The organism is Sphingomonas sp. R-74633, assembly GCF_013416555.1.
GTDB lineage: Bacteria > Pseudomonadota > Alphaproteobacteria > Sphingomonadales > Sphingomonadaceae > Sphingomonas.
Map to the genome: position 1 here is coordinate 595,523 of NZ_JACCFG010000001.1, position 24,565 is coordinate 620,087.

A 24,565-nucleotide genomic window follows, 5' to 3' on the forward strand; every position below is an offset into this window, starting at 1 on the left:
CGATCAGAACTTCAGGCTGAGCGTTGCGCGTCCCCCATGCTCGCGGGCACCGCTTGCCAGCACGCCGCTATAGCCGACGCGCAGGCTCAGCGTATCACTGACATCGACCGTCAGGTTGAGGTTGGCCGCTGCCGCGAACCGGTCGATCTCCGCCGATCGCACGTTGAATGCCTGGCTGGGCGCAGCTGCCAGCGCGATGACCGGATCAACGACGCGGTCGCCAAAGGCGGTGCGCAGCCCGATATTGCCACCCAGTCGGACGCTGCCCTTGTCACCGCCACCGACCAGCGCCGTTTCCCCGCGCAGGCCGAGTTCGGCGATGCCGAGCACGCTCTTCTGCCCGCCAACCATCAGCGCTGCCGGCCCGCTGCGCTCGGCGAAGCGGCCGAAGGTGACGCGCGAGGCGCTTCCGGCCAGATACGGCTCGACGAACGCGTTCTTGCCTGCTTCGATCCGGTAGCTGAGCTCGCCGAAGGTCTGGAGCATCACGCCCTGCTTCTTGCCGCGCTCGCTGGTGGCGAGCCCGGGGATCGCGATCGTGCGGCGTGCCTTGAGATCGAGCAGCGACAGCGACGCGCCGACGCGGACACGCCAGCCGTTCATTGCGGCGCCGGCGTAGAAGCCGCCGCCGGTCCGGTCGATCGTGGCGCGACTGCCGCGCGCGTCGGCCGGCACGGTGATGCGGGTATAATGGCCCATCACGCCGGCGCGCCACGACCCCTCCTCGGTCGCGGAGCCGGCATCCAGGCCCATCAGCATGCCGGCGCGGTTCACATCGTAGCCGGCGGCATTGCCGTCGCTGCTCACGCTGCCCCAGCTGCCGATCACCTGACCCCAGGCCCCGTTGCCCGAAACGCCAAGATCTGCCGCTTCGGCGAGGCGCCCGATCACCGCTTCGCGCACCACGCGTTCATCTTCCAGCGTTGCGCGCGTGGCGTCGGCATAGATTTCGCCCGAGAGCTGGTCGAGCGCCGCCGGGATTGCGGTGGGGGCCAGGCTGTAGAGCGCGCTCAGCGCCACCGGATCATAGCCGCCGGTGATCACCGCGGCATCGATACGGCCGATCGTGCTGGTCTGGTTGTAGGTGAGCGGCACGCCGGTACCGAGGATAGCGGAGAGCTGGTTGGGTGCGAGGAACAGCTGCACCTCGTTGGCGGTGTAGATGATCTTCGCGCGATAGGCCAAGCCGAAGCTGGCGAGGTTGGTCGTGGCGAAGGTGCCATTCAGGCCGCCATCGGCATGGAGCAGCACGAAAGCGCTGTTGATGCCGTAATTGCCGCCGAGCGCGATGACCTGCAGCGTGCCGTTCAGCTGCGCGGTGCCGGTCGCCTGGATCCTGTCGCTGCTATTGCCCTGGACCTCGGCCGCGAACAGCGAGCCTGCCTGGAACAGGACATTGCCGGCGACATTGAACGTGCCCACGCTGTTGCCCGGCGCCACCGTGCCGCCGCTCTGCACGACCAGCCCGCCGACCGTGCCGGTGCCGCCCACCGTCGCGCCGTTGGAGACGGTGACCGTCGAGCGCGAGAGCAGGCCGTTGATCGCCATCTGGCCGGCAATCACATTGGTCGCGCCGGTGAAGGTCGCGCTGTTGCCGGTGAAGTTCAGGCTTCCCGTGCCGGTCTTCTCCAGCAGGCCCGCGCCGGACAGGCTGCCGGCATAGGTGCCCGCGCCGGTCTGCGCGAACTCGAGAGCACTATCGATCCTGATATCGCCCTGGAGCGACGTCGTATCTCCCCGCAGGCGGCCCGTCGCGACGCGCGTGCCGCCGGTATAGCTGTTGGCGCCGATGAGCGTGGTGGTGCCGGTGCCGGCCTGCACGAAGCCGCCGGAGCCCGACATGATATTGGCCAGCGTCACAGCGTCGCTGCGGTTGATCGCCAGCAGGCCATTGTTGACGATCGCACCCGAGAGCGAGCCGGTAGTGCCGCCAGCGCCAATCTGCAGCATGCCGCCCGAGATTGTCGTTCCGCCGGTCTGTGTCGCGGCGCCGGTGAGCACCAGCGTACCGGTGCCGGTCTTGGTCAGGCTGCCTGCGCCCGAGATTGTGCCGGCGAAGGACGCGTTGCCGCCTGCCGAACCCACGCTGAGCGCACCGGTGCCCAGTGTGATCGCACCCGAACCGGTGAGCGCGCCGAGCGATACGCCGAAGCCGGCCAGGTTGAAGGTGCCGGTGGCGTTCTGCTGCAGCACCGCGACCGTGGCGGCGCCGGTGAAGTTGACCGCGCCGTTGTTTGCCAGGCCGGTGCCGACCGTACCCGCCAGCGAAGCGGTGCCGTTATTGATCAGCCCACCGGCGAGATTGCCGGTGCTGGTCAGCGTGGCGTCGTTCTGCACCGGACCGATTACCGTGCCGGCATTGGTGAAGGTCGCCTGGTTGCGCACTGCGCCGGCGATGCTACCGCTCGCGCCGATGGCCAGCGTGCCGGCCGATACCAGGGTCAGGCCGGTATAGGTGTTGGCACCGGTCAGCGTCTGCGTGCCGGTTCCGACCTTCGTCAGGCCGCCACTGCCGCTGATTACGCCGCCGAAGCTCGCCCCGCCATTGCCGCTGCCCAGCGTCAGCGTCGCGCCGCCGTTATCTACGCTGCCCGCGCCGGCAAGGCTTCCGAAGCTGGTATCGAACCCGTTCAGCGCGATGCTGCCGCCCGCCGTCTGGGTTACTGCGCCGATGCCGCTGGTGCTGCCGATCAGGCCAATCGTGCCGCTATTGGACACGCCACCGGTCAGTGTGCCGGAGATCGAGGCGGTGCCGCTGTTGTTCAGCCCGCCGTGCAGCGTGCCGATGCTGGCGAGCGTACCGGTGTTGGTCACCAGACCATCCACCCAACCGGCGTTGTTGAATGTCGCGTCGTTGCGCACTGCGCCGGCGATCTCGCCGGTGGCGCTCAGCTGGAGCGTGCCGACGCTGGCGGTGGTGAGGCCGGTGTAGCTGTTGGCGCCGGTGAGCGTGAAGACGCCGGTGCCTGCCTTGGTCAGCCCGCCACTGCCCGAAATCACGCCGCCGAAGCTGGTCGAGCTGTTGTCGCTGCCAATGGTCAGCGTCGCGCCGCCAAGTGCTACCGTGCCCGCGCCGGCAAGGCTGCCGAAGCTGGTGCTGACGCCGGCCAGGTTGAAGGTTCCGCTTCCGGACTGGGTAACCGCGCCGATGCCTGCAGTCGCCCCGGTCAGCGTGATCGTGCCGCTGTTCGCCACTGCGCCGGTGAGCGTTCCGGCAAGCGACGCGCCGCCGCTGTTGCTCAGCCCGCCGCCGAGCGTGCCGGTGCTGACCAATGTGCCGGTGTTGGTCACCAGCCCCGCGACGGTGCCGGCATTGTTGAACATGGCATCATTCTGCACCGCGCCGGCTAGCGAACCGCCGGCCGTCAGCATCAGCGTGCCGCCAGAGACCGTCGTGATGCCGGTATAGCTGTTGACCCCGCCCAGACTGAGCGTGCCGGTGCCGGTCTTGGTGAGCCCGCCCGTACCCGAGATGACCGTGTTGATCGTTGCGCCCAGGCCCCCGGAGACATCGACCACCGAGAAGCCGCCGGTCGTCGCGAGGCCGTCTGCCGCCGTCGCGCCGCCGATCGCGTAGCCGTCGGTGGTGAAGCGCAGTTCCTGGAATGCCCGGACGCCCTGCACCGTGACCGCGCCACCGGCGCTGCCGCCGAATATCGCGACCTGGCCGCGCCAGCTGTCGTTGACGCCATAGTCGGTCGGTGCGGTCCAGTTGGTGTTGGTGCCGCTCCACACGCCGGCGCCGCCATTGCCGCCCGTCGCGGTCGAGCTGCCGGTGAGATCGGTGCCGTCCCAATACTGAATCGCCTGCGGGCTGCTGGCGAACAGGAGGTTCACCTGACCCCCGATATTGGTGAGCAGGGTGCTGGTGAAGCCGGCGGGCAGGCTGCCCATGATCAGCCCGTTGTCGGTGAGGGTGCCGCCATAGTTGAACAGGCGGTAATAGCCCTCGCCGAAGCCGGCCAGTGCCGTGACGTTGAGCGTGCCGTCGAGTTTCAGATTGCCGCCGACATTGATCAGATCGTTGACGCCGCCGCCGACCGCGCCGGGCTGGGTCAGCTCGAAGTTGAGGATCGTCGCGGCGCCGAGGTTCAGATTGCCGGCGATGTTCAGCGTGCCCGGGCTGTTGCCGGGCGAGAGGGTGCCGGCGCCAATGGTCATGTCGCCATGGAAGGTACCGCTGCCGCCCAGCGAACCACCGTTCAGCGTCAAGCTTGCGCTGTTGGCGGTCAGGTCGCCGAAATCGCCGTTCAGCACCAGCTTGCCGCTGTCGAGGCTCACCGTGCCGGTGAAGTCCTGTCCCGCATAGTTCGAGCCGGAAAGCGTGACTGCCACGCCGGCGCCTGTGTTGACGCCGATATGCCCGTTGCCGGTGATCACGCCGGCATAGGTGTAGTTGGCGGTGTTGGCGAAGTTGAGCGTCGATCCGGCGGCCTCGAGCGCGACGCCGCCGCTGCCCAGCGTGCCGCCCGTCACATTGACCGTCGCGCCCGCGCCGATCATCGTGCCCTCATACTGGTTGGTGCTGCCGAGCGTGAACGAGGCCGTGCCGCCGCCCGAAACGGCGAAGCGGACATAACCGTCGTTGATCTCGCCGTTCAGCGTGGTGCTGGAGCCGCCGACCCCGCTGATCGTCGCCAGGGTGCCGGCTGCGATCGTGATGTTGTTGGCCAGCGTGACCGGCGCTCCCGTCTGAACGTTGCGCACGCCCGTGGCGCTTGCGAGACGGATCGTGCCGCTGCCCAGCGCCTGGCCATTGTCGAAGGCGACCGTACCGGCATTCACATTGGTGCCGCCGTCATAGCTGTTCAGTCCGGTCAGGGTCAGCACGTTGGAGCCCGATTTGACCAGGATGCCGCTGCCCGAGACCGCGTTGCCGAAAGTCCGGTCGGTCGTGCCGTCGAACTCGAGGAACGAGCCGTTCACCACGGCACCGCCGCCGATCGCGCCGCCTTCGGCCAGCAGCAGCGTCCCGTTGTTGATGACGGTCGCGCCGCCATAGGTGCTGACGCCGCTCAGCGTCAGCCTGCCTTCGCCGTTCTTGGTGATGCCGCCGGTGCCGGTGATGACGCCGGTGAAGATCGTGGTGCTCTCGTCACCGCCTACCGTCAGTCGGCCGCTGCCCAGCGCGACGGTGCCGCTCTCGCTCAGCGAACCAAAGGCGGCGTTGTTGTTGGCCAGGTTGAAACTTGCGCCGCTCGACTGGCTGAACCGCCCGGTGCCGACGAGGTTGCCGCTCAGCGTGATGCTGCCGGCCTGGTTTGAGACCAGTCCGTTGGCGGTCCCACTCAGCGTCGCGGTGCCATTGTTGGTGAGGCCGTCACTCAGAATGCCGCTGGAGGCGAAATTGGCGTTGTTGACCACCGCGCCGGCGATCGTACCGGTGCTGGTTATCAGCAGCGCGCCGCCACTGACCAGCGTCTGGCCGGTATAGCTATTGGCGCCGGTGAGCGTCAAAGTGCCGGTGCCAGTCTTGGTCAGGCCGCCGCTGCCCGTAATCACGCCGTTGAACACAGTGCTGGCGCCGTTCGCGCCCACCGTCAGTGCATAGGCGCCGAGATCGACATTGCCCGCGCCGGCCAGCGAGCCCAGCTCTAGGCCCGCATTGAGGGTGAGCTGGCCCGTCGCACCCTGGCTGAAGCCGGTGATGCCGGTGAGCGCGCCGGTGTTCCGGAAGCTGCCATTGCTCTGGACCGCGCCGTTGATCTGGCCCTGCGCCACGACTTGGCCGCCCGCATTGTTGATCAGCGCAATCGGACCGGTGCTATCGAGAATGCCCGTGACGGCGAGCGAGCCGCTATTGGTGGTGAGACCGGTGACCGTGCCGGCATTGGTGAAGGTGGCGCCGCTGGCGATCGTCACATCGCTGGTCAGCGTGCCGGCAGCGCCAAGCGCGAGCTCGCCCTGGTTGACCGCGGTGGCGCCGGTATAGTTGTTCGCGCCGGTCAGTATCTGGATTTCGTTGCCGGTCTTGATCAGCCCGCCGCTGCCCGAGATCACGCCGTTGAAGGTCGCGCCTGGCGCGGTTCCGCCCAGGGTGAGCGTGGCGGTGCCGAGCTGGATCGTGGCGGTGCTGGGCGTGCCGATGTCGACGAGCCCGCCGACCTGGGTGTTGAACCCGGCAAGATCGAAGGTCGATCCGTCCGCGGCCTGATATTCGGTGATGCCGGTCACCGCGCCGGTCAGCGTCACGGTCGCGCTCGAGCCGTTGATCAGCGCGGCGTTGAGCTGGCCTTCCAACTGGGCCGTGCCGAGATTGTTGAACCCGCCATTGATGATGCCGGTGCTGGCGAAGCTGCTCGAATTGGTGACGAAGTTGGCCGTGCCGGCATTTGTTGCGGTGCCGCCGTTGACTTGGAGCAAGTCGACCGCGCCGGTGGCGTTGTTGCTGAAGCTGCCGGAACTTTGAACCGTGCCCGTGACGGTGCCGTCATTGATGAAGCTGCCGGAGCTCTGGAGCACAACGCTGGTCGCGATGGTGCCGGTGTTGATGAGCGTTCCGGAATTCTGGAACATGCCGGCCGTCACCGTGCCGGCGTTGGAGAATGTCGCGGGTGCCTGGAGCGTCACAGTATCGGCCGTGACGGTGCCGCTGCCGGTGACCAGGAAGTCGCCGACAGCGACTTCGAGCGCCGTGGCGCCGCCTGGGACGCTGGTCAGGGCGATGCTGCCGCTGAGCGTGAAGGTCCCGGTGCCGATCTTTGTGACTCTGCCGGTGCCGTCGCCGGCGCTGGTCAGGGAGCCGCCGAACAGCGACACGCCATTATTGGCGCCGACCAGGAGCGTGCCGCCCGCGCCGAGCGTCACGTCGCCGGTGCCGGACAGCGAATTGAAGCTGGCGTTGTAGCCCGCGATGTCGAGCAGCGCGCTGGCGGAAACGCTGACGTCCGACTGGCTCGAGATCGCATTGGCGTCGCGCATCCGCAGCGTGCCAGCGGCGATGTCGGTCGGGCCGGCATAGCCGTTGGCGGCCGAGAGTAGCAGCGTCCCGGTGCCGTCCTTGGTGAGGCCGGCAGTGCCGTTGATGCTAACGCCGATATCGGCGGTGATGCCCGCGGAGACGTCGATGATCGAGAAACCGGCAGTGGTCGCCAACTGCGCGCTCGAGTCGTTCGGGCGCAACTGATAGCCGTCGGTCTCGAAGCTCAGCTTCTCGAAGGCAAGCGCGCCGTCGATGGTGACCGTGCCACCCGCTGCCCCGGCGAACACCCCGGCCTGGCCGCGCCAGCTGTCGTTGATCGCGAAGCCGGCGGGGGCCGTCCAGTTGGTGCTCAAGGCGTTCCAGATGCCGCTGCCGCCACTGCCACCCGCGGTAGCGCTGCTGCCGGTGGTATCGCCGCCATCCCAATATTGAATGATCTGCGCGCCGCCGAGGCGGACATTCACCTGCCCGCCGATATCGGTCAGCACCTGCGCGTCGAGCCCGCCGGCGATCGAGCCCACGACGATCTCGTTGTCAGTAAGCGTGCCGCCATAGTTGAACAGGCGATAATAGCCCGGGCCATAGCCCGCGCCCGATGCGATTGTGTTGAGCGTACCGTTCAGCGTCAGGTTGCCGGCGACATTGACCAGGTCGTTGCTGGCGCCGCCCACGGTGCCGGGTGCGCCGAGTTCATAGTTGAGGATCGTGCCCGTGCCGAGCGTCAGGTTGCCGGCGATGGCCAGCGTGCCCGGGCTGTTGCCGGGGGCGAGCACTGCATTGTCAAGCGTGACGCTGCCGTGGAAAGTGCCGCTGCCACCGAGCGCAGCGGTCGGGCCACCACCGCAGAAGCAGCTGTCGTCGAGGAACAGAGAGGCCGTATTGCCCGTGACGTCGCCAAAGTCGCCGTTAATCACCAGCCGGCCGCTCATCACTTCGACCGAGCCGGTGAAATTGTCGCTGGCGGTATTCGAGCCGGTCAGCGTGACCATGGCCGCCGCATCGGCCTCGACGCTGACGATTCCCGCGCCGATGATCCGGCCGCCATAGCTGTAATCAGCGCTGTTCTGGAAGACGAGCGCTGCCGGCGTGGCGGGATCGGACGGCACGGCGTCGAACACGACATTGCCCGTACCCAGCGTGCCATCACGCACGATCAGCGCGACGTTGGGGCCGATCAGCGAGTCCCGATAGCTGTTCGCGCCGTTGAGCGCGATGCGGCTCCCATAAAGCGGAGGGGTGTAGCTGTTGATGAAATGGACGTCGCCGCCGCTGATCGCGCCGTTGAGGTTCATATCGGCGTCATTGCCGTCGATCGTCCCCACGCCGCCGATCGCGATCTGGATCGCGTTGTCGACATTGAGCTCGGAGCAACCGCACGAGGCATTCTGCAGCGTAGTGCCGTCGGCGAGCTTGATGATGCCCGTACCCGCCACGCCGTCCTGTACCAACGCCAGCGTGCCCTCGGTGACGTTGATGCCGCCGGCACCGGTGCTGGACCCGAAGGCGTTCACAAGGACCAGAATCCCGGAGCCGGTCTTGGTGAGTTCACCCTGGAAGTCGACATCGCCGAGCAAGCCGAGGAAATGCGTGCCCGTGTCTATGGTGCCACCGCCCGACAGGACCGTCATGCCGAGCCCGTAGACATCGTCGAGCGCGTGCAGCTCTGCGCCATTGTCGATCTCGATCTCGCCGGAGCCGAGCGCGGTCTGGGTAACGGCCACCGTGCCGTCGAGGATCGAAAGGGTACCCAGGAAATTGCCGTTGAAGCCGCTCAGCGTGAGCGTGCCCGCTCCCAGTTTGGTGATCTGGCCGATGCCCTGGATGTCGTCGGCAACGCTGATGTCGTCCGAACGGTTGAAGACCAGCGTGCCGTAATTGTCGATGGTGCCGGTGCCGAGCGCGCCGACGGTCCCGCCGGTGCCCACCTGGACGGTGCCGTCCTCGATGTCGGTGCCGCCGGTATAGGTGTTGGAACCGGTGAGGATCAGCGTGCCGGTGCCGAACTGGCCGAGCAGACCCGATCCACCAATCGCCGTGGAGAGCGTGACGTCGTCCGATCGGTTGAAGGCCAGTATGCCGTCCGTCGTGACGGTGCCTGTGCCCAGCGTGCCGTTGGTGCCGCCATCGCCGATCACGAGCGTGGCGAAGGCACCGACGCTGGTGTCGCCATAGCTGTTGTTGCCGGTCAGGGTCGTGACGCCGCTTGGGAAGGTGTTGTCGTCGAAGACCAGGTTTCCGCCGGTCAGGTCGCCGGTGAACAGGAATTCGCCGCCGTTGGAATCGATCGTCGCCGTGCCGGCGACACTGATCGCGTTGCCGATCGTCAGCAGGCTGCAGCCGCAGGTGGCGTTGAGCAGCGTCGTGCCGTTGCCGAGCAGGATGGTCCCGGTGCTGGCGGAATCGTCGAGCGACAGCCCGAGCGTGCCGGCCAGGACGGTGGTGTTCCCGCCGTAGGAATTGGACCCGTCGAGAAACAAGGTGCCCGCGCCGGTCTTGGTGATCCCGCCGGTGCCGGTCAGGCTGCTGACTAGCGAAACATCATTGCCGTTGGTGTCGAACGTGCCGCCGTCGATGCCGATCGGGTTCAGGCGCGCCGAAATGTCGAAGCTGCTGCCCGAAGCCCATTGCAGGCCGCCGCCGTTCAGCGTGACGGTGCCGCTGCCGAAACTGTCGCCGTCGATGAAATTGATCAGGCCGCCGCTGATCAGCGTGTCGCCGCTATAGCTGTTGACGGCGGTCAGGATCAGCGTGCCGGTGCCGATCTTCTCGAAGCCGCGGCCGGGCTGGTCCTCACCAATTTCGCCGCTCTGGGTCGCGACATCGGTGCCCAGCACTTCGAGCTGGGTGCTATTCGATGCGATCAGGATGACAGAGCTGTTGTCGACGCCGTCGGCGAAGCTGATCACCGAACCGATCGTCGCGATCATATTGCCCGCGCCGCCCGTCGCACCGGTCTCGCCGATCACCAGCTTGCCGTCCACCAGGATGCCGCCGGTCAGCAGGTTGTTGCCGAGCATCGTCAGCGTGCTTCCGCTGGCGACCGTGAGGCCCACGGCCGCGCTGATCGAGCCGCCATTGCTGCCGAACACCGTTTCTTCGCCGCTGACCGTCGTCAGGCCGCCGCCGCCGGACGATTCAATGGTACCCGTGCCGGTGATGCCGAGGCCCTGCACGAACGGCAGATCATAGCTTCCGAGATCGAGTGTGCCGCCGTCGAGGACGATGCCCGCCCCGTGGAGCGCGGTTGCATTATTCTGCAGCAGAGTGCCGTTGCCGATCGTCACCAGGCCGTTGAAGCTGTTGTTGCCCGACAGGGTGAGAATGCCGCCGCCGATCTTGGTCAGCCCGCCGCCGGAGAGCGAGGTCGCCAGCGTCACGTCATTGCCGTTCGTATCGAAGACGCCGCCGCCCGCGCCGATCACACCCAGGCGCGCGGAGATATCGGCCGTGTTGCCGGCGTCCCATTGCAGCCCGCCGCCGTCCAGCGTGATCCCGCCCAGGCCCAAATTGCCGGGATCGGAGAAGTTGATCAGCCCGGCGGTGATGACCGTGCCGCCCGTATAGCTGTTGGCACCGGTCAGCGTGAGCACGCCCAGTCCGGCTTGCCCGACCGATCCGTCGCCGTCGATCTGGCCCGCTACAGTGTAGGCGTCGGAACGGGCGAAGACCAGGCTGGCGCCGGTCGAGACGCTGATGTTGCCGGTCAGCGTCCCGCTTGTCGCGCCGCTGCCGCCCGCGCCGATCTGCAGCGTGCCACCGGCGACCAGGGTGCCGCCGCTGTGGTCGCTGTCGCCGGTCAGGATCAGCCTGCCGGTGCTGGTTTTCTCGAGAGCCTGGGTGCCGGTTATCGTGCCGGCGAAATTGCCGGAGGTGATGATCGTCGTAGCGCCGTCGTTCAGCAGCGTACCGCCGCCTTCGAGATCGTTGAGGGTCGTGGTCGGCTGCACCCCGTTGATGTCGAGCGTCGCACCGGAATCGATCTGGACGGCCTCGAAATTGCCCATCGAGAGGCTCATCAAGCCAGTGCCTGCCCGGAAGGTGCCGCCGCCGATGATCAGGCGCTGCAAAGCGCTGCCGTCCGACGACCCGGTGAAGAAGGCCCCGATGATCGTGCCGGCATCGATGGCTGTGCCGAACTGGACGACCGTGTTTTCCCCGTAGACGTTCAGCGTGCCGCTGAGTGTCAGCGTCGTTCCCGTCGCCGCGGCGAGCGCGCCGGTCGCGCCGTTCTCCCAGAACAAGTTATTGGCGAGCGCGCCGTCGAAGGTCGTGCGAAGCCCACCTGTGTTGAGCGTTATCGCGCCGCTGCCGATGCTCGCGGGATCGTCGATCTGCAGCGTTCCGCCGTCGAGGGTCGTGGAGCCGGAATAGCTGCTGGCGCCGGTCAGGATCAGCGTGCCGGTGCCGGCCTTGGCGATCGATCCGGCGCCCGAAATCACATTGTCCAGCGTCTGGGGGGCGCTAACGTCGAAGGTAAGCAGGCTCCCCATATCGAGCTGGATTCCACCGGTGACGCTCCCTCCGGCAGACAGCGTGAGCCGGTTGACCCCGCCGGTGACGTGAAGCGCATAGGCGCGCGTCAGGCCGTCGCCGCTCAGGCCGCCGGCGATGCTGCCGTCGTTGTAGATCGAGAGGTCCGCGCCGCGGATGCCGGTCCCGCCCGCGCCACTGGCTCCGGCGCCGCCGCCGGGCGAGCCTGCGCCGCCCAGACCGCCAACGCCACCTGCGATCGACCCCGTCGACAGATTGTGGATCTCGCCGCCGGCGCTGGCGACTATGCCCGTGCCGCCCTCGCCGCCGTCGCCGCCAGTGCCGGGGGAGCCCGAGAAGAAGCTTGGACTTCCACTCCCGCCATTGCCGCCATTGCCGCCGGCCACGATGCCACTGTTGATCAGCGGCGGCCCGCTCAGGATCAGGCCGTTGCCGCCGCCGCCGCCGCCGCCGCCGCCGTTGCTGTAATTCCCGCTATCTCCATTGCCGCCGCTGCCGCCCGCGCCGCCGATCGGTGCGGCCGGGGATCCGTCGGCGCCGCCGCCGCCGCCGCCGCCCGGGCCGGCGACGCCGGTAGAGCCAGTGCCGCCGTTCCCACCGGGTGCCGTACCGGCTGCGCCGCCTGCGACGTCGCACTCGGCGACGGAGACGATCACGCAGCTCGACCGGCCGCCTGCCTGGCCCGCTTCGCCGCCGGTGCCGCCATCGCCGAAGCCGCCCGAACCGCCCGCGCCGCCCTGGGCCTGTGCCAGGGCGGGCGTTGCGAGGAGGATGGTCGCGGCCAAGCCGCCCATTAGAGCCGTCGCCGTGCGGTAGCGGCGCGCGGTGCGCCCGCGCGTATTCGCCTTGCGCGTGCTGACGATCGCGAACGAAGCGGTGTTTTGAGCCATTTGATCCCCCGTGTGCGCGGAGGCAGACCTTCCTAGGGGTTGGTGTCAAGATGCCATTTGGGAGTCCGAGGGGCGCCGCACGGGGGCGATTGGCGCGGGGTTCGGAAGGACATCGCGCCAAGCCCTTGGAACTAGGGGCGCATCAGCTGCCGGCTTCGCGGGCTGCCGCGAACCGAATAGAAAAAGACGAGCAACAATTTTTTGCGTGATCGTGCAGGCACCCGTCCAAAGCTGCGTTTGGCGCGCTTTGCGGGCCTTCAGGCGATGATCAGCTTCACGCCCGCCTGTTCGATCATGCGAGCGTGCGCGTCGCTGATCGCCGCGTCGGTCACGATCACGTCGAGTTCGTCCAGCCCGCAGACCACCGAGCCCGAGGGCGCGGCGAACTTCGAGCTGTCGACGAGCAGCGCCACCCATTCGGCGCGGTCGATCATCTGGCGTTCGGCGGCGGCGAGCACGACATCGGCCTGCATCACGCCCTGCGCGCCGACGAATGCGGCGCCCATGAACAGGCGCGGGGCGTGGACGCGCGGCATGCATTCCTCGCCGCCGATGCCCAGGATGATGTTTTGCTCGCGGAACAGCGATCCGCCGGGAACGGCGATGCGAGTGCCCGGCTGCGGCAGCAGCGCACTCACCACATGCAGCGAGTTGGTCAGAACCTGGAGGTTGAGGCCGGCGAGGTGGCGGCACATCTGCAGCGTGGTCGAGCCGCCATCGATAATGATCGATTCACCCGGCTGGCAGAGCGCGGCGGCGGCGCGGCCGATCGCTTCCTTCTGCTTGCGGTTGCGATCGATATTCTCGTGGAAGGGAACGCCCGCCAGCGACTGCACGTCGGTGCGCTCGCCCGCAGATTCGTCATCGACGAGCCGGGCGCCGCCGCGCACGCGCTGGATCACGCCCTTGCCCTCGAGCCGGTCGAGATCGCGGCGCAGCGTGGCGGGGGAGGCCGCGACGCTGGCCTCCAGGCTCTTGAACGACACAAAGCCCGTTTTCCCGATCAGATCGAGGATCAGGCTGTCGCGCTCTTCGACATGCATTTCCGGTTAGGCCCCATATTCTTCAAGGCCTTGTGCCGGGCAAATCGCCCGAAATCAATCTTTTCCGCTCAAACGATGCCAGCGCCGAGGCCGACCGCATTGCGCTCCTGCGCCTTGCGGGCGCGCCAGCCGCTGTCGCGATAGGCGAGGACCGGATCGATCGCGCCGCCGGCCTCCATCCGTGTCATGGCGAGGATCGGCGAGACGTCGGTGCGATAGCCTTTCCGCAGAGTGAGAAAGGCGAGCATCGTGTCGTTGTCCGCCTGTGCCGCGCCTAGGGCCTCGCGGTCGACGATGCTCGCCTTGGCAAAGGCGCCGGCGATCGCCTCGGCGGAGGAAATCATGCTCTCGATCGGATCGGTGACGTTGTGCGACTGGTCGATCATGTAGGCCGGGTCGAACCCGTCGCGCGGGTTCTGCTCGGCCTCGATCAGCTCGTTGAAGACGAGGAAGAGCTGGTGCGGGTTGATCGATCCGCTGTCGAGATCGTCATCGCCATATTTGCTGTCATTGAAGTGGAAGCCGCCCAGCTTGCCGAAGCGGTGGAGCCGGGCGACGATCTGTTCGATGTTCACATTGGGCGCGTGGTGGCCGAGATCGACCAGGCACTTTGCCTTGGGGCCAAGCTCCTGCGCGGCAAGGATCGAGGAGCCCCAGTCCGAGATCACGGTGGAGTAGAAGGCCGGCTCGAACATCTTGTGCTCAAGCAGCATCCGCCAGTTGTCGGGCAGCGCGGCATAGACTTGGGCTGCCGTCTCCAGATAGCGGTCGAGCGACTTGGCGAGGTCCTGCTGGCCGGGGAAGTTGGTGCCATCGCCCACCCAGACGGTGAGCGCGGTCGAACCGAGCTGCCGGCCGATCTCGATGCACTCGATATTATGTTCGACTGCCTGGGCGCGCACGCCGGCGTCCCCGGCAGACAGGCTGCCGTCGCGGTAGCTCAGCTTCTGGCCGGGCTGGTCCTGGAAGGTGTTTGAATTGACTGCGTCGAAGCCGAGCCCGAGCGCCGCCGCTTCCTGGCGCAGCGCCGCATAGTCGCTGACCTTGTCCCAGGGGAAATGCGGGCTGACGCGCGGTGTGACGGTCGAAAGCTGGTGGATCACCGCGCAGTCGGCAAGCTTCTCGTGGATCGTCGTCGGCTCGCCGGGAATCGGAAATTTGGCGAAGCGCGTGCCGCCACGGCCGGCGCCCCAGCTCGGCACCGCGACCGAGAAATCGGCGACGCGGGCCTTCACTGCATCGATATCGACTCCCCGGCGGGCAAGCGCGCGGCCCAGGCTGTCATATTCGTCCTGCAGCGCTTCCGCGCGCACCGCGTTGTGGCTTTCGATCTGGTCGACCGAAAGCGGCAGTTCCTTCGCCATTCCACCCTCTTTCCCGTTCTTTTATCGCGTGAATGCCTGCGCGTTCCCGGCGTCTACATTGACGATGTTGCCCGTCGATTTTGAAGAGGCTTCGGAGGCGAAGAAGTGCACTGCCTCGGCCACGTCCTCGGGCAGCACGTCGCGCTTGAGCATCGATCGGTTGCGGTAATGCTCTTCCAACTCGGAGCCGGGGTCGATGCCGTGCGCGCCGGCGCGCTCCTTGCGCCAGTCGCCGTCCCAGATCCGCGAGCCCTTGATCACCGCGTCCGGATTGACCGTGTTGACGCGGATGCCGTGCGGGGCGCCCTCCAGTGCCAGGCAGCGCGCGAGATGCAGCGCCGCCGCCTTGGCCGAGGCATAGGCGGAGGCGTTGACTGCCGCGGCCAGCGCGTTCTTCGAGCCGATGAACACGATCGAGCCGCCGCCGACCGCACGCATCAGCGGGAAGGCGGCGCGGGCACTGAGGAAATAGCCCTCGGCCAGCACGCCATAGTTGCGGCGCCACAGCTCGACGCTGGTCTCCTCGAGCGAGGCGGAGGAGGCGATGCCGGCATTGGCGACAAGGATGTCGAGCCCGCCGAACTCGCGGGTACACGCTTCGAACGCAGCGGCGACCTGGCCTTCATCGGTGACGTCGCAGGTCTCGGCGCGGACCACGTCCTTGCCGAACGTCTGCGCCATCTCGCCGCGCACGCGCTCCGCGGCTTCGGTGTCGCGGTCGACCAGCATCACGCAGGCGCCGTCCTCGAGCAGGCGGCGGACCGTCGCCGCACCGATGCCGCCCGCACCGCCGCTCACCAGCGCGATGCGGCCGACCAGCGGTTTTGGCTTGGGCATGCGCTGGAGCTTGGCTTCCTCTAGCGCCCAATATTCGATGCCGTACGCTTCCTTCTCGGGCAGGCCGACATAGTCGCCGATCGCCTCGGCGCCGCGCATCACGTTGATCGCGTTGCCGTAGAACTCGCCTGCCAGCCGCGCCGTGGCCTTGTCGGCGGCGAAGGTTATCCGGCCGATGCCGGGGATCAGCACCACCACCGGATTGGGATCGCGCATCGCCGGGTCGCCGGGCGCGGCGCAGCGCTGGTAATAGGCGGCATAGCCCTCGCGATAGGCATCGAGCGACGCGGCCAGATAGGCCTCGTCGTCGAGCCGGGCCGGGTCGAGCGCGAGCGGCGCGATCTTGGTGCGCAGGAAGTGATCGGGGCAGGAAGTGCCGATCGGCACCAGCCGGGCGAAATCGTTGCTCCCGATGAACTCGAGCGTTTCCGGATCGTCGGAGAAATGGCCGATCTTGCCGCGCGCGCCGGCCATCAGTCCGCGCAGTCGGGGCATCAGCCGGGCGGCGGCAGCGGCGCGGTCGGAAGCGGGCAGGGGAGCGACGATCTCGCCGCCAAATGCCGGGCCCTTGGCGAGGCGCGCGTTGAGATAGGCCGCTGCATCGGCAATCAGCGCGATCGTGTTGTCGTAGCAGGCCTTGGACGTGTCGCCCCAGCAGATGATGCCATGGCCCTCGAGCATCACTCCGCGCAGGTTGGGCTTCTCGGCGGCGAGCGTGCGGAGCTGGAGCCCGAGCTCGAAGCCGGGGCGCTTCCACGGCAGCCAGCCGACCATGCCGCCCCAGATCGCATCGGTCGCCGCCTTGCCTGCGCTCGACGCGGCCAGTGCGATGATCGCGTCGGGATGGACGTGATCGACATGGGCATAAGGGAGGTAACCGTGCAGCGGCGTGTCGATCGAGGCTGCGCGCGCGTTGAGGTTGAACGTGCAGTGCGGCAAGTAACCGACCATCTCGTCCTCGAATTCGACGCCACGATAGCGCGATTTGAGACTCAGCAGCTTGTCGAGATAGAGCGTCGCAAAACCATCGAGCTTCATCGAGCCGATGTCGCCGCCCGATCCCTTCACCCATAGCACTGTCGCCGGCGCACCGGTGAGCGGGTCGACCGTCTCGATCTTCGCCGAGGTGTTGCCCCCCCCGAAATTGGTGACGGTAAGGTCCGAGCCGAGCAGGTTCGAGCGGTAGAGCAGCAGGGCTTCCGGCGACATGCCTGCGGCCTCGGCATCCGACCAGCGGTTGCCCGGCACGGCGAACGGAATGGCGGATGCCGCGCTGCGCACCCTTGTTTCGTCTTCAAGCATCCGGAATCACTCTCCCCCAGCGCCCCGTTCGGCGCGAGTTTCGCATTACGTGACTAGCCAGATACAATCAACTTCGCTAAATATCAATCATAACAAAAAGGGGAGGCAGCATTGGGGGATGGGCTGAGCGTCGTGCTCGATCTGGGCAAGACCTTGTCGAAGCTCAGTCTATGGGACGCGTCGGGGGCAATGCTCGCCCGGCGGACGCGGCCGAATGCGCAGATCAACGCAGTGATCGGTGGCGAGAGCATCCGCGTGCTCGATTCGGCGGGGATCGAGGCCTGGGCGGCGGAGGTGCTGCGCAAATTTGCCGGGCTTGGCCGCGTGGCGCGGATCATCCCGGTGGGGCATGGCGCGGCGGCCGCGATCGTGCGCGATGGGGCGCTGGCGGCGCCATCGCTCGATTATGAGCAGCCGATCCCGGCGGAGCAGATCGCCGCCTATCACGGCCAGCGCGACCCGTTCGCCCGCACCGGCTCGCCCGCGCTGCCCGATGGGCTCAATTTGGGGCTGCAGCTCCATTTCCTTGAGACATTCGATCGCGAGTTGCTTACCGGCGACGCGACGATCCTGCCCTGGCCGCAATATTGGGCCTGGCGCTTCTCGGGCGTCACTGCGTCGGAAGTAACGAGCCTCGGCTGCCATAGTGATCTCTGGTGCCCCGCTTCGGGTAATCCTTCGGCGCTGGCGGAGCGGCGTGGTTGGGCGGCCCGGCTCGCGCCGCTGCGCCATGCGGGCGAAGCGATCGGCACGATCAACGCCGAATGGGCGGAGCGCACCGGTCTGCCGGCCGATGTGGCGGTGCATTGCGGGCTGCACGACTCGAACGCTGCGCTGCTGGCTGCGCGCGGTTTTGCCGATATCGCCGAGCATGAGGCGACCGTACTTTCGACCGGCACCTGGTTCGTCGCAATGCGGACGCCGGGCAAGGCCGCGCGGATCGACCTGGCGGGGTTGCCCGAGACCAGGGATTGCCTGGTCAATGTCGATGTCCACGGCACGCCGATCCCTTCGGCCCGCTTCATGGGCGGGCGGGAGATCGAGTTGCTGACCGGCATCGATACGCGGCGGGTCGACATCAACCCGGACCAGCCTGCGATCATCGCGGCCCTGCCGGGCGTGGTCGCAAGCGGAGCGATGGTGCTGCCCACGCTCACCCCGGGGGTCGGGCCTTTCCCCGGCGGCGCTACGCGCTGGATCAACCGGCCTGCGGAATCGATCGAACTGCGAGCGGCGGTGTGCCTGTACGCCGCGCTGGTGGCGGACGAGATGCTCGGTCTGATCGGCACTCGCGAGCGCGTGCTGGTCGAGGGGCGGTTCGGCGAGGCGCAGGCCTTTGTCCGCACGCTCGCCACGCTGCGGCCGGACCTGCGCGTGCTCGTCTCCAACCAGCAAAATGATGTCTCGTACGGTGCGCTGCGGCTGATCGACCCTGCGCTCGCGCCGCCGTCCGAACTGATCCAAGTCCAGCCGCTCGATCGCGATCTCAGCGCCTACGCCGCACGCTGGCGGGCCCTGATCACGGGCAGCAGCGAGGCAGCATGAAGGCAGCGTCGATCTCGGACTATCGCGAACTCGCGCGGCGGCGGCTGCCGCGGTTCCTGTTCGAATATATCGATGGCGGCTCTTATGCCGAAGTGACGCTAGGGCGGAACGTCGCCGATCTCGAGGCGGTGGCGCTGCGGCAGCGGGTGCTGCGTGACATTTCCGACATCGATCTGTCGACCACCTTGTTCGGACAGAAGCTCGCAATGCCGGTCGCGCTGGGGCCGATCGGGCTGGCGGGGCTCAATGCCCGGCGCGGCGAGGTGCAGGCGGCGCGGGCGGCGGAGGCGGCGGGGGTGCCGTTCACGCTGTCGACCGTCTCGGCCTGTCCGCTGGCCGAAGTGGCGGGGGCGGTGGGCACGCCGCCCTGGTTCCAGCTCTACATGATCTGCGACCGCGGCTTCATGATCGACCTGATGCAGCAGGCGAGTGCCGCGGGCTGCCCCGTGCTGGTGTTCACCGTCGACATGCCAGTGCCGGGAACGCGCTACCGCGACTATCGCTCGGGGCTCGCCGGCGCGCCGGGGCTGGGCGGATCGCTGCGGCGGTTCGGCCAGGCGCTGACGCATCCACGCTGGGCCTGGGATGTCGGCCTGCGGGGTCGGCCGCACCATCTCGGCAATGTCGCGCCGGTGCTGGCGGGCAAGACCGGGCTCAACGACTTCTTCGCCTGGATGCGTGGCAACTTCGATCCGGGGATCCGCTGGGACGATCTCGATTTCGTCCGGCAGCACTGGAAGGGGCCGATCGTGCTCAAGGGCATCCTCGATCCCGAGGACGCTCGCGAAGCCGCAGCGCGGGGGGTGGAGGGGGTGATCGTCTCCAACCATGGCGGGCGGCAGCTCGACGGCGTGCTGTCCACCGCTCGGGCGCTGCCAGCGATCGCCGATGCGGTGGAGGACAAGATGACCTTGCTGGCGGACGGCGGGATCCGCTCGGGGCTCGACGTGGTGCGGATGCTCGCGCTCGGCGCCAGGGGCGTGCTGCTCGGTCGGGCCTGGGCCTGGGCGCTGGGCGGGGCGGGGCAGGCGGGGGTGGCGCATGTGCTGGCGCTGCTCGAGGCGGAGATGCGCGTCGCCATGGGGCTGACCGGAGTCACGCGGATCGACCAGATCAACGAGAATATACTCGCGGGGAGGGAATAAGATGGGCGGAAATCCGCTGATTGGCGTGTTATTTCATTGGCTTGGCGGGCTTTCTTCCGCGAGTTTCTATGTTCCCTATCGCCGCATCCAGGCCTGGTCCTGGGAGATTTTCTGGCTGGTCGGCGGGGTCTTTTCCTGGCTGATCGCGCCCTGGTTGTTCGCCTCGATCCAGACGCACGACCTGCTCGGCGTGCTCGCCCGCACCCCGCAATCGACCTGGTTCTGGTGCTGGTTCTGGGGGGCGATGTGGGGCTTTGGCGGACTCACTTTCGGGCTGACCATGCGGTATCTCGGCCTCTCTCTCGGTATGGCGGTGGCGCTGGGGCTGACCACGGTGATCGGCACGATGGGGCCGCCGATCTTTCGCGGCACTTTGGGCGAGCTTGCCGGTACGCCCAGCGGGCAGATGACCTTTGTCGGCATCGTCATCACGCTGGCCGGCATCCTGGTGGTCGCGAGTGCCGGGCGTCGCAAGGAACGTGAGATGGCGGGGTCCGCCGCCAGCCAGAGCGTCAGCGAGTTCAACCTGCCCAAGGGGCTCGCGATCGCGGTGTTCTCCGGGATCATGTCGGGCTGTTTCGCCTGGGGGCTCGATGCGGGTGCGCCGATCCGCGCGGCGACACTTGCGGCGGGGACCGACCCGCTGTGGCAGGGGCTGCCGGTGCTGTGCGTCGTGCTGCTCGGCGGCTTCACCACCAACTTCCTCTGGTGCGGCTGGCTGATCCTGCGCAACCGATCGGCGGGGCAGATCCTGGGCGCCAGCGCCACGGGCGAGAAGCCGCCGCTGCTGCGCAACTATGCGCTCGCCGCGCTGGGCGGCACGCTGTGGTACTTCCAGTTCTTCTTCTACACGATGGGCGAGAGCCAGATGGGGAAGTACGGCTTCTCCTCCTGGACGCTGCACATGGCGAGCATCATCCTGTTTTCGACGCTCTGGGGCTTCGCGCTCAAGGAGTGGGCAGGGGTGCGCGGGGGCACGCGGCTGCTGGTGTGGACCGGCATCGGCGCGCTGCTGCTCTCGACCGTGGTGATCGGCGTCGGCAATTATCTCGCGGCATGAGCGAGGCGGCGCGGCGCCCGCTGATCCTGGGCAATTGGAAGATGCACGGGCTGGGTGCCGACCTAGCCGAGATCGCGCGGATAGACGACGCGGTCGCAGAGCTTGGCGTCGATGCCGGGCTGATGCTGCCGGCGTCGCTGATGGAGCGGGCCGCGCGCCAGGTACGGACGGTGAAGATCGGCGGGCAGGATTGCTATCCCGCCGCCGAAGGTGCGCATACCGGCGGCGTGTCGGCGGCGATGCTGCGCGATAGCGGGGCGGCGCTTACCCTGGTCGGGCATAGCGAGACCCGCGAGGACAGCCTGAGCGTGGCGGCGAAGGCGCGCGCGGCGCAGGCCGCCGGGCTGACGGTGGTGATCTGCGTCGGCGAGGGCGAGCGTTCGGCGGATGCGCGCGGGCTGGTGGCGGCGCAGCTCCGCGCGTCGCTGCCACCCGATCTCAACTGGTCGCGCGCCGCGATCGCCTATGAGCCGGTCTGGTGCATCGGCGGCGACGCGGTGCCCGATGCGGCGCATCTCGCGCGGATCTTCGAGATGCTGCGGGCCGAGGCGGGCGAGGCGCGGCTGCTCTATGGCGGTGCGGTGGACGGCGGAAATGCTGCAGAGCTGCTGGCGCTGGCGGGCGTCGACGGGCTGCTCGTCGGGCGTGCGAGCCGTTCGGTTGCCGATTTCCTGCCGGTGCTGGAGGCTGCCGCCTGCGGCTAGGCCGTTCCTACGGGCTGGATTTCGGCGACTCGGCAAAGGACGTGATGTACGCGCCAAAAGCCGATTTTCGCGGCGCTTAGGTTGACACAGTTCGGGGAAACGGCGCGCGTCTCGCAAGATCCTTGCGTGCGCGGACTCCTATATTTCCTACAAATCAAAGAGCGGCCGGGGCATGTGCCTTGGCCGGATGAGCCCAACAGACGAAATCCTACATTGCAATATGTTTCCCCGGCGAAGGCCGGCGCCCAGACTAAGCGTGTGCGGCGGAGACGCGCCAAGGCGCGTGACTTCCAAGACTGGGCGCCGACCTTCGCCGGGGAAAGAACGAGGTACAGCGGATGCCGCCAAATAACCGTCACCCCGGCATGAGGCCGGGGTGACGGAGTTGGTGGGTTATTCCTAGTTGATCGGCCTCCTCGCCGTGACGCGGATGCTCGCCTTGAGACGGACATCATCCGAAGCGCTGCCGACGAGCAACTGATAGGCACCGGCGCGGGCGACCCAGTGATGCGTGGCGGTGTCCCAATAGCCGAAGGCACGGGGGTCGAGGGCGATCTCCACCATCCGGCTCTCGCCGGGCTTGAGTGCAACCTTGGCGAAGCCGGCAAGCTGCTTGATCGGCTCGTCGGGCGTGCGCTCGGTACGCGCGACATAGAGCTGGACGACTTCCTTGCCCGGCAGCTTGCCGGTGTTGCGGACCGACAGCCGCACCTTCGCCGGCACGCCGGGCGCCACCGTCGCCGGGGCGGAGAGCCCGGCATAGGCGAAGCTGGTGTAGGACAGCCCGTGGCCAAAGGCGAAGAGCGGCGCGAGCCCACGCGCCTCATAGCCGCGATAGCCGACCAGCAGCCCCTCGGCGTACTTCGCCTTCATGTCGGTGAGCAAAGTGGGATCGTCGGCGCTCGCCTTGGGGAAGGTCACCGGCAGCTTGCCCGACGGATTGACCTTGCCGATCAGGATATCGGCCAGCGCCGCCGCGCCTTCCTGGCCGGGCAGCCACATGTCGACGATGCCGGGGACCTTCTCGGCCCAGGGCATCGTCATCGCTGCACCGGCATTGACCACCACCACGGTGGAGGGGTTGGCCGCGGCGACCGCAGCAATCAGCTTGTCCTGATCGCCCGGCAGGTCGAAATTGCCGCGATCATAGCCTTCGCCCTCGGTGAGCGAGGCCGAGCCGGCGATCACCACCACGGCATCGGCGCGCTTCGCCGCGGCGACTGCGGCGTCGAAATCGGGCCGGGGCACGCGCACGCCGAACTTGAGCGCCTCATAGGGCGTCTGGCCGGTGACGTAGTCGAGCTGGATCGGGTAAAGCTTGCCACCCTCGAGCTGGATCTGGACGGTGCGGTTGGGCACCGGGAAGCCGATCACGTCGCGATTGTCGGGTGTGGCCGGCGTCGCCTTGTCGAGGATCTTCTTGCCGTCGAGCGTCAGCACGCCCGATCCGGTGCCGCGCACGCTGAACTCATAGGTGCCAGTGGCCGGCGCGCGCAGCGCCCCCGACCAGCGCATCGAGGCATAGCCGATCACCTTGGCGCTCGCGATATTGGCGCTGATCCGCTTGGTGAAATCGGTGACGTGCTGGCTCTTGACCGGGGCGCCGCTGAAATCGGGCTCGGCATAATAGATCGCCTGGAGCCCGGTCTCCTTGCTGTCCACCGAGGGGCTGAACAGTGCGGGGTCGGCGGTGGGCGGCGTTTCCTCGCTGTCGACGCCCTTTTCGTAGACCACCTCGACCCCCGGAAGCGCGGCACGGATCGCATCGAGCGGGGTGAGCAGCTTGTCGAACGGCGCCACGGCCGAGCTGCCGCCGCCCTGTATGCGGGCGATATCGGCGTTGGGGCCGATCACCGCGAGCGTCTTGATGCCCGGCTTCAAGGGCAGCACGCCGCTGTTCTTGAGCAGGACGATCGCCTCGTCGGCTGCCGCGCGGGCGGCGGCACGATGCTTCTCGCCGCCGATCTCGCCCTTGGGCAGCGGCCCGTCGAGCGCCCCGCTGCGGACGATCAGCCGGACGATGCGCCGGGCATTGTCGTCGAGCTGCGCCTCGCTGACTTCGCCGGCGCGCACCGCGGCGAGCAGCTTCTCGCCAAACTTCTGGGCGGGGCCGGGCATTTCGAGATCGAGCCCGGCATTGACTGCAGGGGTGGAGTGAGTCGCGCCCCAATCGGAGACGACGAAGCCCTTATAGCCCCATTCCTTCTTGAGCAGATCGGTCAGCAGCCAGCGGTTCTCGCTGGCATAGGTGCCGTTGACCTTGTTGTATGAGGCCATGACCGACCAGGGATCGGCCTGCTTCACCACCATCTCGAAGGCGGGGAGGTAGATCTCGCGCAGCGTCCGGTCATCGACGATCGAGTCGACGAAGAAGCGGTTGGTCTCCTGGTTGTTCGCCGCGAAATGCTTGATCGAGACGCCGACGCCCTTGCCTTGCGCGCCGGCAACATAGCCGAGCGCGAGCTTGCCGGCGAGCAGCGGGTCTTCCGAATAGGTCTCGAAATTGCGGCCCCAGCGCGGGGTGCGGACGATGTTCACCGTCGGCGCGAGCAGCACCGAGGCGCCATAGCCGAGCGTTTCCTCGGCGATCGCGGCGCCGACCGATCTGGCCAGCTCCGGGTTCCAGGTCGCGGCGATGGCGACGCCGACCGGGAAGACGGTGGCGGGCTTGCCCTCCGGTGAGCGAACGCCGGTGGGCCCATCTGTCACCTTGATCGACGGGATGCCCAGCCGCGGGATCGACTGGAGCGTCATCGAGCTTTCGCCGGCGAGAAGCGAGACCTTCTCCTCCGGCGTGAGCCGGGCCATCAGGTCTTCGACGCGCTTTTCGAGCGGTGCGCTCTTCTCACGATAGGTCATGCGGGTGTTCTGCGCCTGCGCGAGGGCCGGGGTGCCGGCAATCAGCGCGGTGACGGCGACGCAGGCAAGGATATTTTGCCTGGTCATTATTTGATGGCAGCGAGGTCGGTTGCGACCTTGGCGAGGATCTCGTCGGTGAGCTTGCCGTCCGAATAGGCCTGGACCTGCTTGAGGCTGAGGCCCTTGAACATGTCGTATTGCGGCAGGCCGATCAGGCCGGGCAGGTCCTTGTCGATCACGGCCTTGCCCTGCGTGTCCGCCACGATGTCCTGGATCGGCGTGTCGAGAGTGAATTTCGGAGTGGCAGCCGGCGTGGCGGCGGGTGCGGGCGCCGGGGCGGTCTGGGCCATGGCGGTACCCGGCAGCGCGAACAGCGCGGCGATCATAAGCTTGTGCATCATCC

At 67.6% G+C, this 24,565-nt stretch carries 10 protein-coding genes; 4 read left to right on the plus strand and 6 right to left on the minus strand.

Translation table 11 applies throughout. The features are described 5' to 3' along the window. Positions 1-3: 3 nt before the first annotated feature. From HZY97_RS02915 to HZY97_RS02930, 4 genes are all read right to left on the minus strand, one after another. Complete coding sequence (locus HZY97_RS02915) at positions 4-12,303, minus strand: autotransporter-associated beta strand repeat-containing protein (RefSeq protein ID WP_180140418.1); 12,300 nt, start codon at positions 12,301-12,303, stop codon at positions 4-6. Between the two features lie 257 nt (positions 12,304-12,560). Then, the gene (locus HZY97_RS02920) at positions 12,561-13,346 is read right to left on the minus strand and encodes a DeoR/GlpR family DNA-binding transcription regulator (protein ID WP_180140419.1); all 786 of its coding nucleotides are present in this window, start codon (positions 13,344-13,346) and stop codon (positions 12,561-12,563) included. 68 nt (positions 13,347-13,414) lie between these two features. Next, positions 13,415-14,710 (minus strand): L-rhamnose catabolism isomerase, encoded by a 1,296-nt coding sequence (gene rhaI / locus HZY97_RS02925; protein ID WP_180140421.1) that lies wholly within the window; start codon positions 14,708-14,710, stop codon positions 13,415-13,417. A 21-nt stretch (positions 14,711-14,731) separates the two neighbouring features. Continuing rightward, on the minus strand, positions 14,732-16,849 hold the full coding sequence (locus HZY97_RS02930; RefSeq protein ID WP_180140422.1) for a bifunctional rhamnulose-1-phosphate aldolase/short-chain dehydrogenase: 2,118 nt from the start codon (positions 16,847-16,849) through the stop codon (positions 14,732-14,734). 111 nt (positions 16,850-16,960) lie between these two features. Here HZY97_RS02930 and HZY97_RS02935 point away from each other — a divergent pair, with 111 nt between their 5' ends. Genes HZY97_RS02935 through HZY97_RS02950 form a run of 4 tightly spaced genes read left to right on the plus strand, consistent with a single transcriptional unit; the run spans position 16,961 to position 21,303 of the window. After that, on the plus strand, positions 16,961-18,394 hold the full coding sequence (locus HZY97_RS02935; protein WP_180140424.1) for an FGGY-family carbohydrate kinase: 1,434 nt from the start codon (positions 16,961-16,963) through the stop codon (positions 18,392-18,394). After that, the gene (gene lldD, locus HZY97_RS02940) at positions 18,391-19,539 is read left to right on the plus strand and encodes an FMN-dependent L-lactate dehydrogenase LldD (RefSeq protein ID WP_180140426.1); all 1,149 of its coding nucleotides are present in this window, start codon (positions 18,391-18,393) and stop codon (positions 19,537-19,539) included. Before HZY97_RS02935 ends, lldD begins: the two co-directional genes overlap by 4 nt. Position 19,540: 1 nt before the next feature. After that, on the plus strand, positions 19,541-20,599 hold the full coding sequence (gene rhaT / locus HZY97_RS02945; RefSeq protein ID WP_180140428.1) for an L-rhamnose/proton symporter RhaT: 1,059 nt from the start codon (positions 19,541-19,543) through the stop codon (positions 20,597-20,599). Next, positions 20,596-21,303, plus strand: a complete 708-nt coding sequence (locus HZY97_RS02950; RefSeq protein ID WP_180140429.1) for a triose-phosphate isomerase family protein — start codon at positions 20,596-20,598, stop codon at positions 21,301-21,303. Before rhaT ends, HZY97_RS02950 begins: the two co-directional genes overlap by 4 nt. Positions 21,304-21,702: 399 nt before the next feature. Here HZY97_RS02950 and HZY97_RS02955 read toward each other — a convergent pair whose 3' ends face one another. Both HZY97_RS02955 and HZY97_RS02960 read right to left on the minus strand, forming a co-directional pair. Further along, positions 21,703-24,249 (minus strand): glycoside hydrolase family 3 protein, encoded by a 2,547-nt coding sequence (locus HZY97_RS02955; protein WP_180140431.1) that lies wholly within the window; start codon positions 24,247-24,249, stop codon positions 21,703-21,705. Then, positions 24,249-24,563: a hypothetical protein gene (locus HZY97_RS02960; RefSeq protein WP_257214854.1), complete on the minus strand. Its 315-nt coding sequence runs from the start codon at positions 24,561-24,563 to the stop codon at positions 24,249-24,251. The genes HZY97_RS02955 and HZY97_RS02960 overlap by 1 nt, the downstream gene beginning before the upstream one ends. Between the last annotated feature and the right edge of the window lie 2 nt (positions 24,564-24,565).

What these genes read in the sequence shown, in the direction of transcription:
- rhaT (WP_180140428.1), top strand. Translation starts at nt 19,541, where the DNA reads ATGGGCGGAAATCCGCTGATTGGCGTGTTATTTCATTGGCTTGGCGGG.
- HZY97_RS02955 (WP_180140431.1), bottom strand. Translation starts at nt 24,249, where the DNA reads ATGACCAGGCAAAATATCCTTGCCTGCGTCGCCGTCACCGCGCTGATT.
- HZY97_RS02930 (WP_180140422.1), bottom strand. Translation starts at nt 16,849, where the DNA reads ATGCTTGAAGACGAAACAAGGGTGCGCAGCGCGGCATCCGCCATTCCG.
- HZY97_RS02960 (WP_257214854.1), bottom strand. Translation starts at nt 24,563, where the DNA reads ATGATGCACAAGCTTATGATCGCCGCGCTGTTCGCGCTGCCGGGTACC.
- HZY97_RS02915 (WP_180140418.1), bottom strand. Translation starts at nt 12,303, where the DNA reads ATGGCTCAAAACACCGCTTCGTTCGCGATCGTCAGCACGCGCAAGGCG.
- HZY97_RS02920 (WP_180140419.1), bottom strand. Translation starts at nt 13,346, where the DNA reads ATGCATGTCGAAGAGCGCGACAGCCTGATCCTCGATCTGATCGGGAAA.
- rhaI (WP_180140421.1), bottom strand. Translation starts at nt 14,710, where the DNA reads ATGGCGAAGGAACTGCCGCTTTCGGTCGACCAGATCGAAAGCCACAAC.
- HZY97_RS02950 (WP_180140429.1), top strand. Translation starts at nt 20,596, where the DNA reads ATGAGCGAGGCGGCGCGGCGCCCGCTGATCCTGGGCAATTGGAAGATG.
- lldD (WP_180140426.1), top strand. Translation starts at nt 18,391, where the DNA reads ATGAAGGCAGCGTCGATCTCGGACTATCGCGAACTCGCGCGGCGGCGG.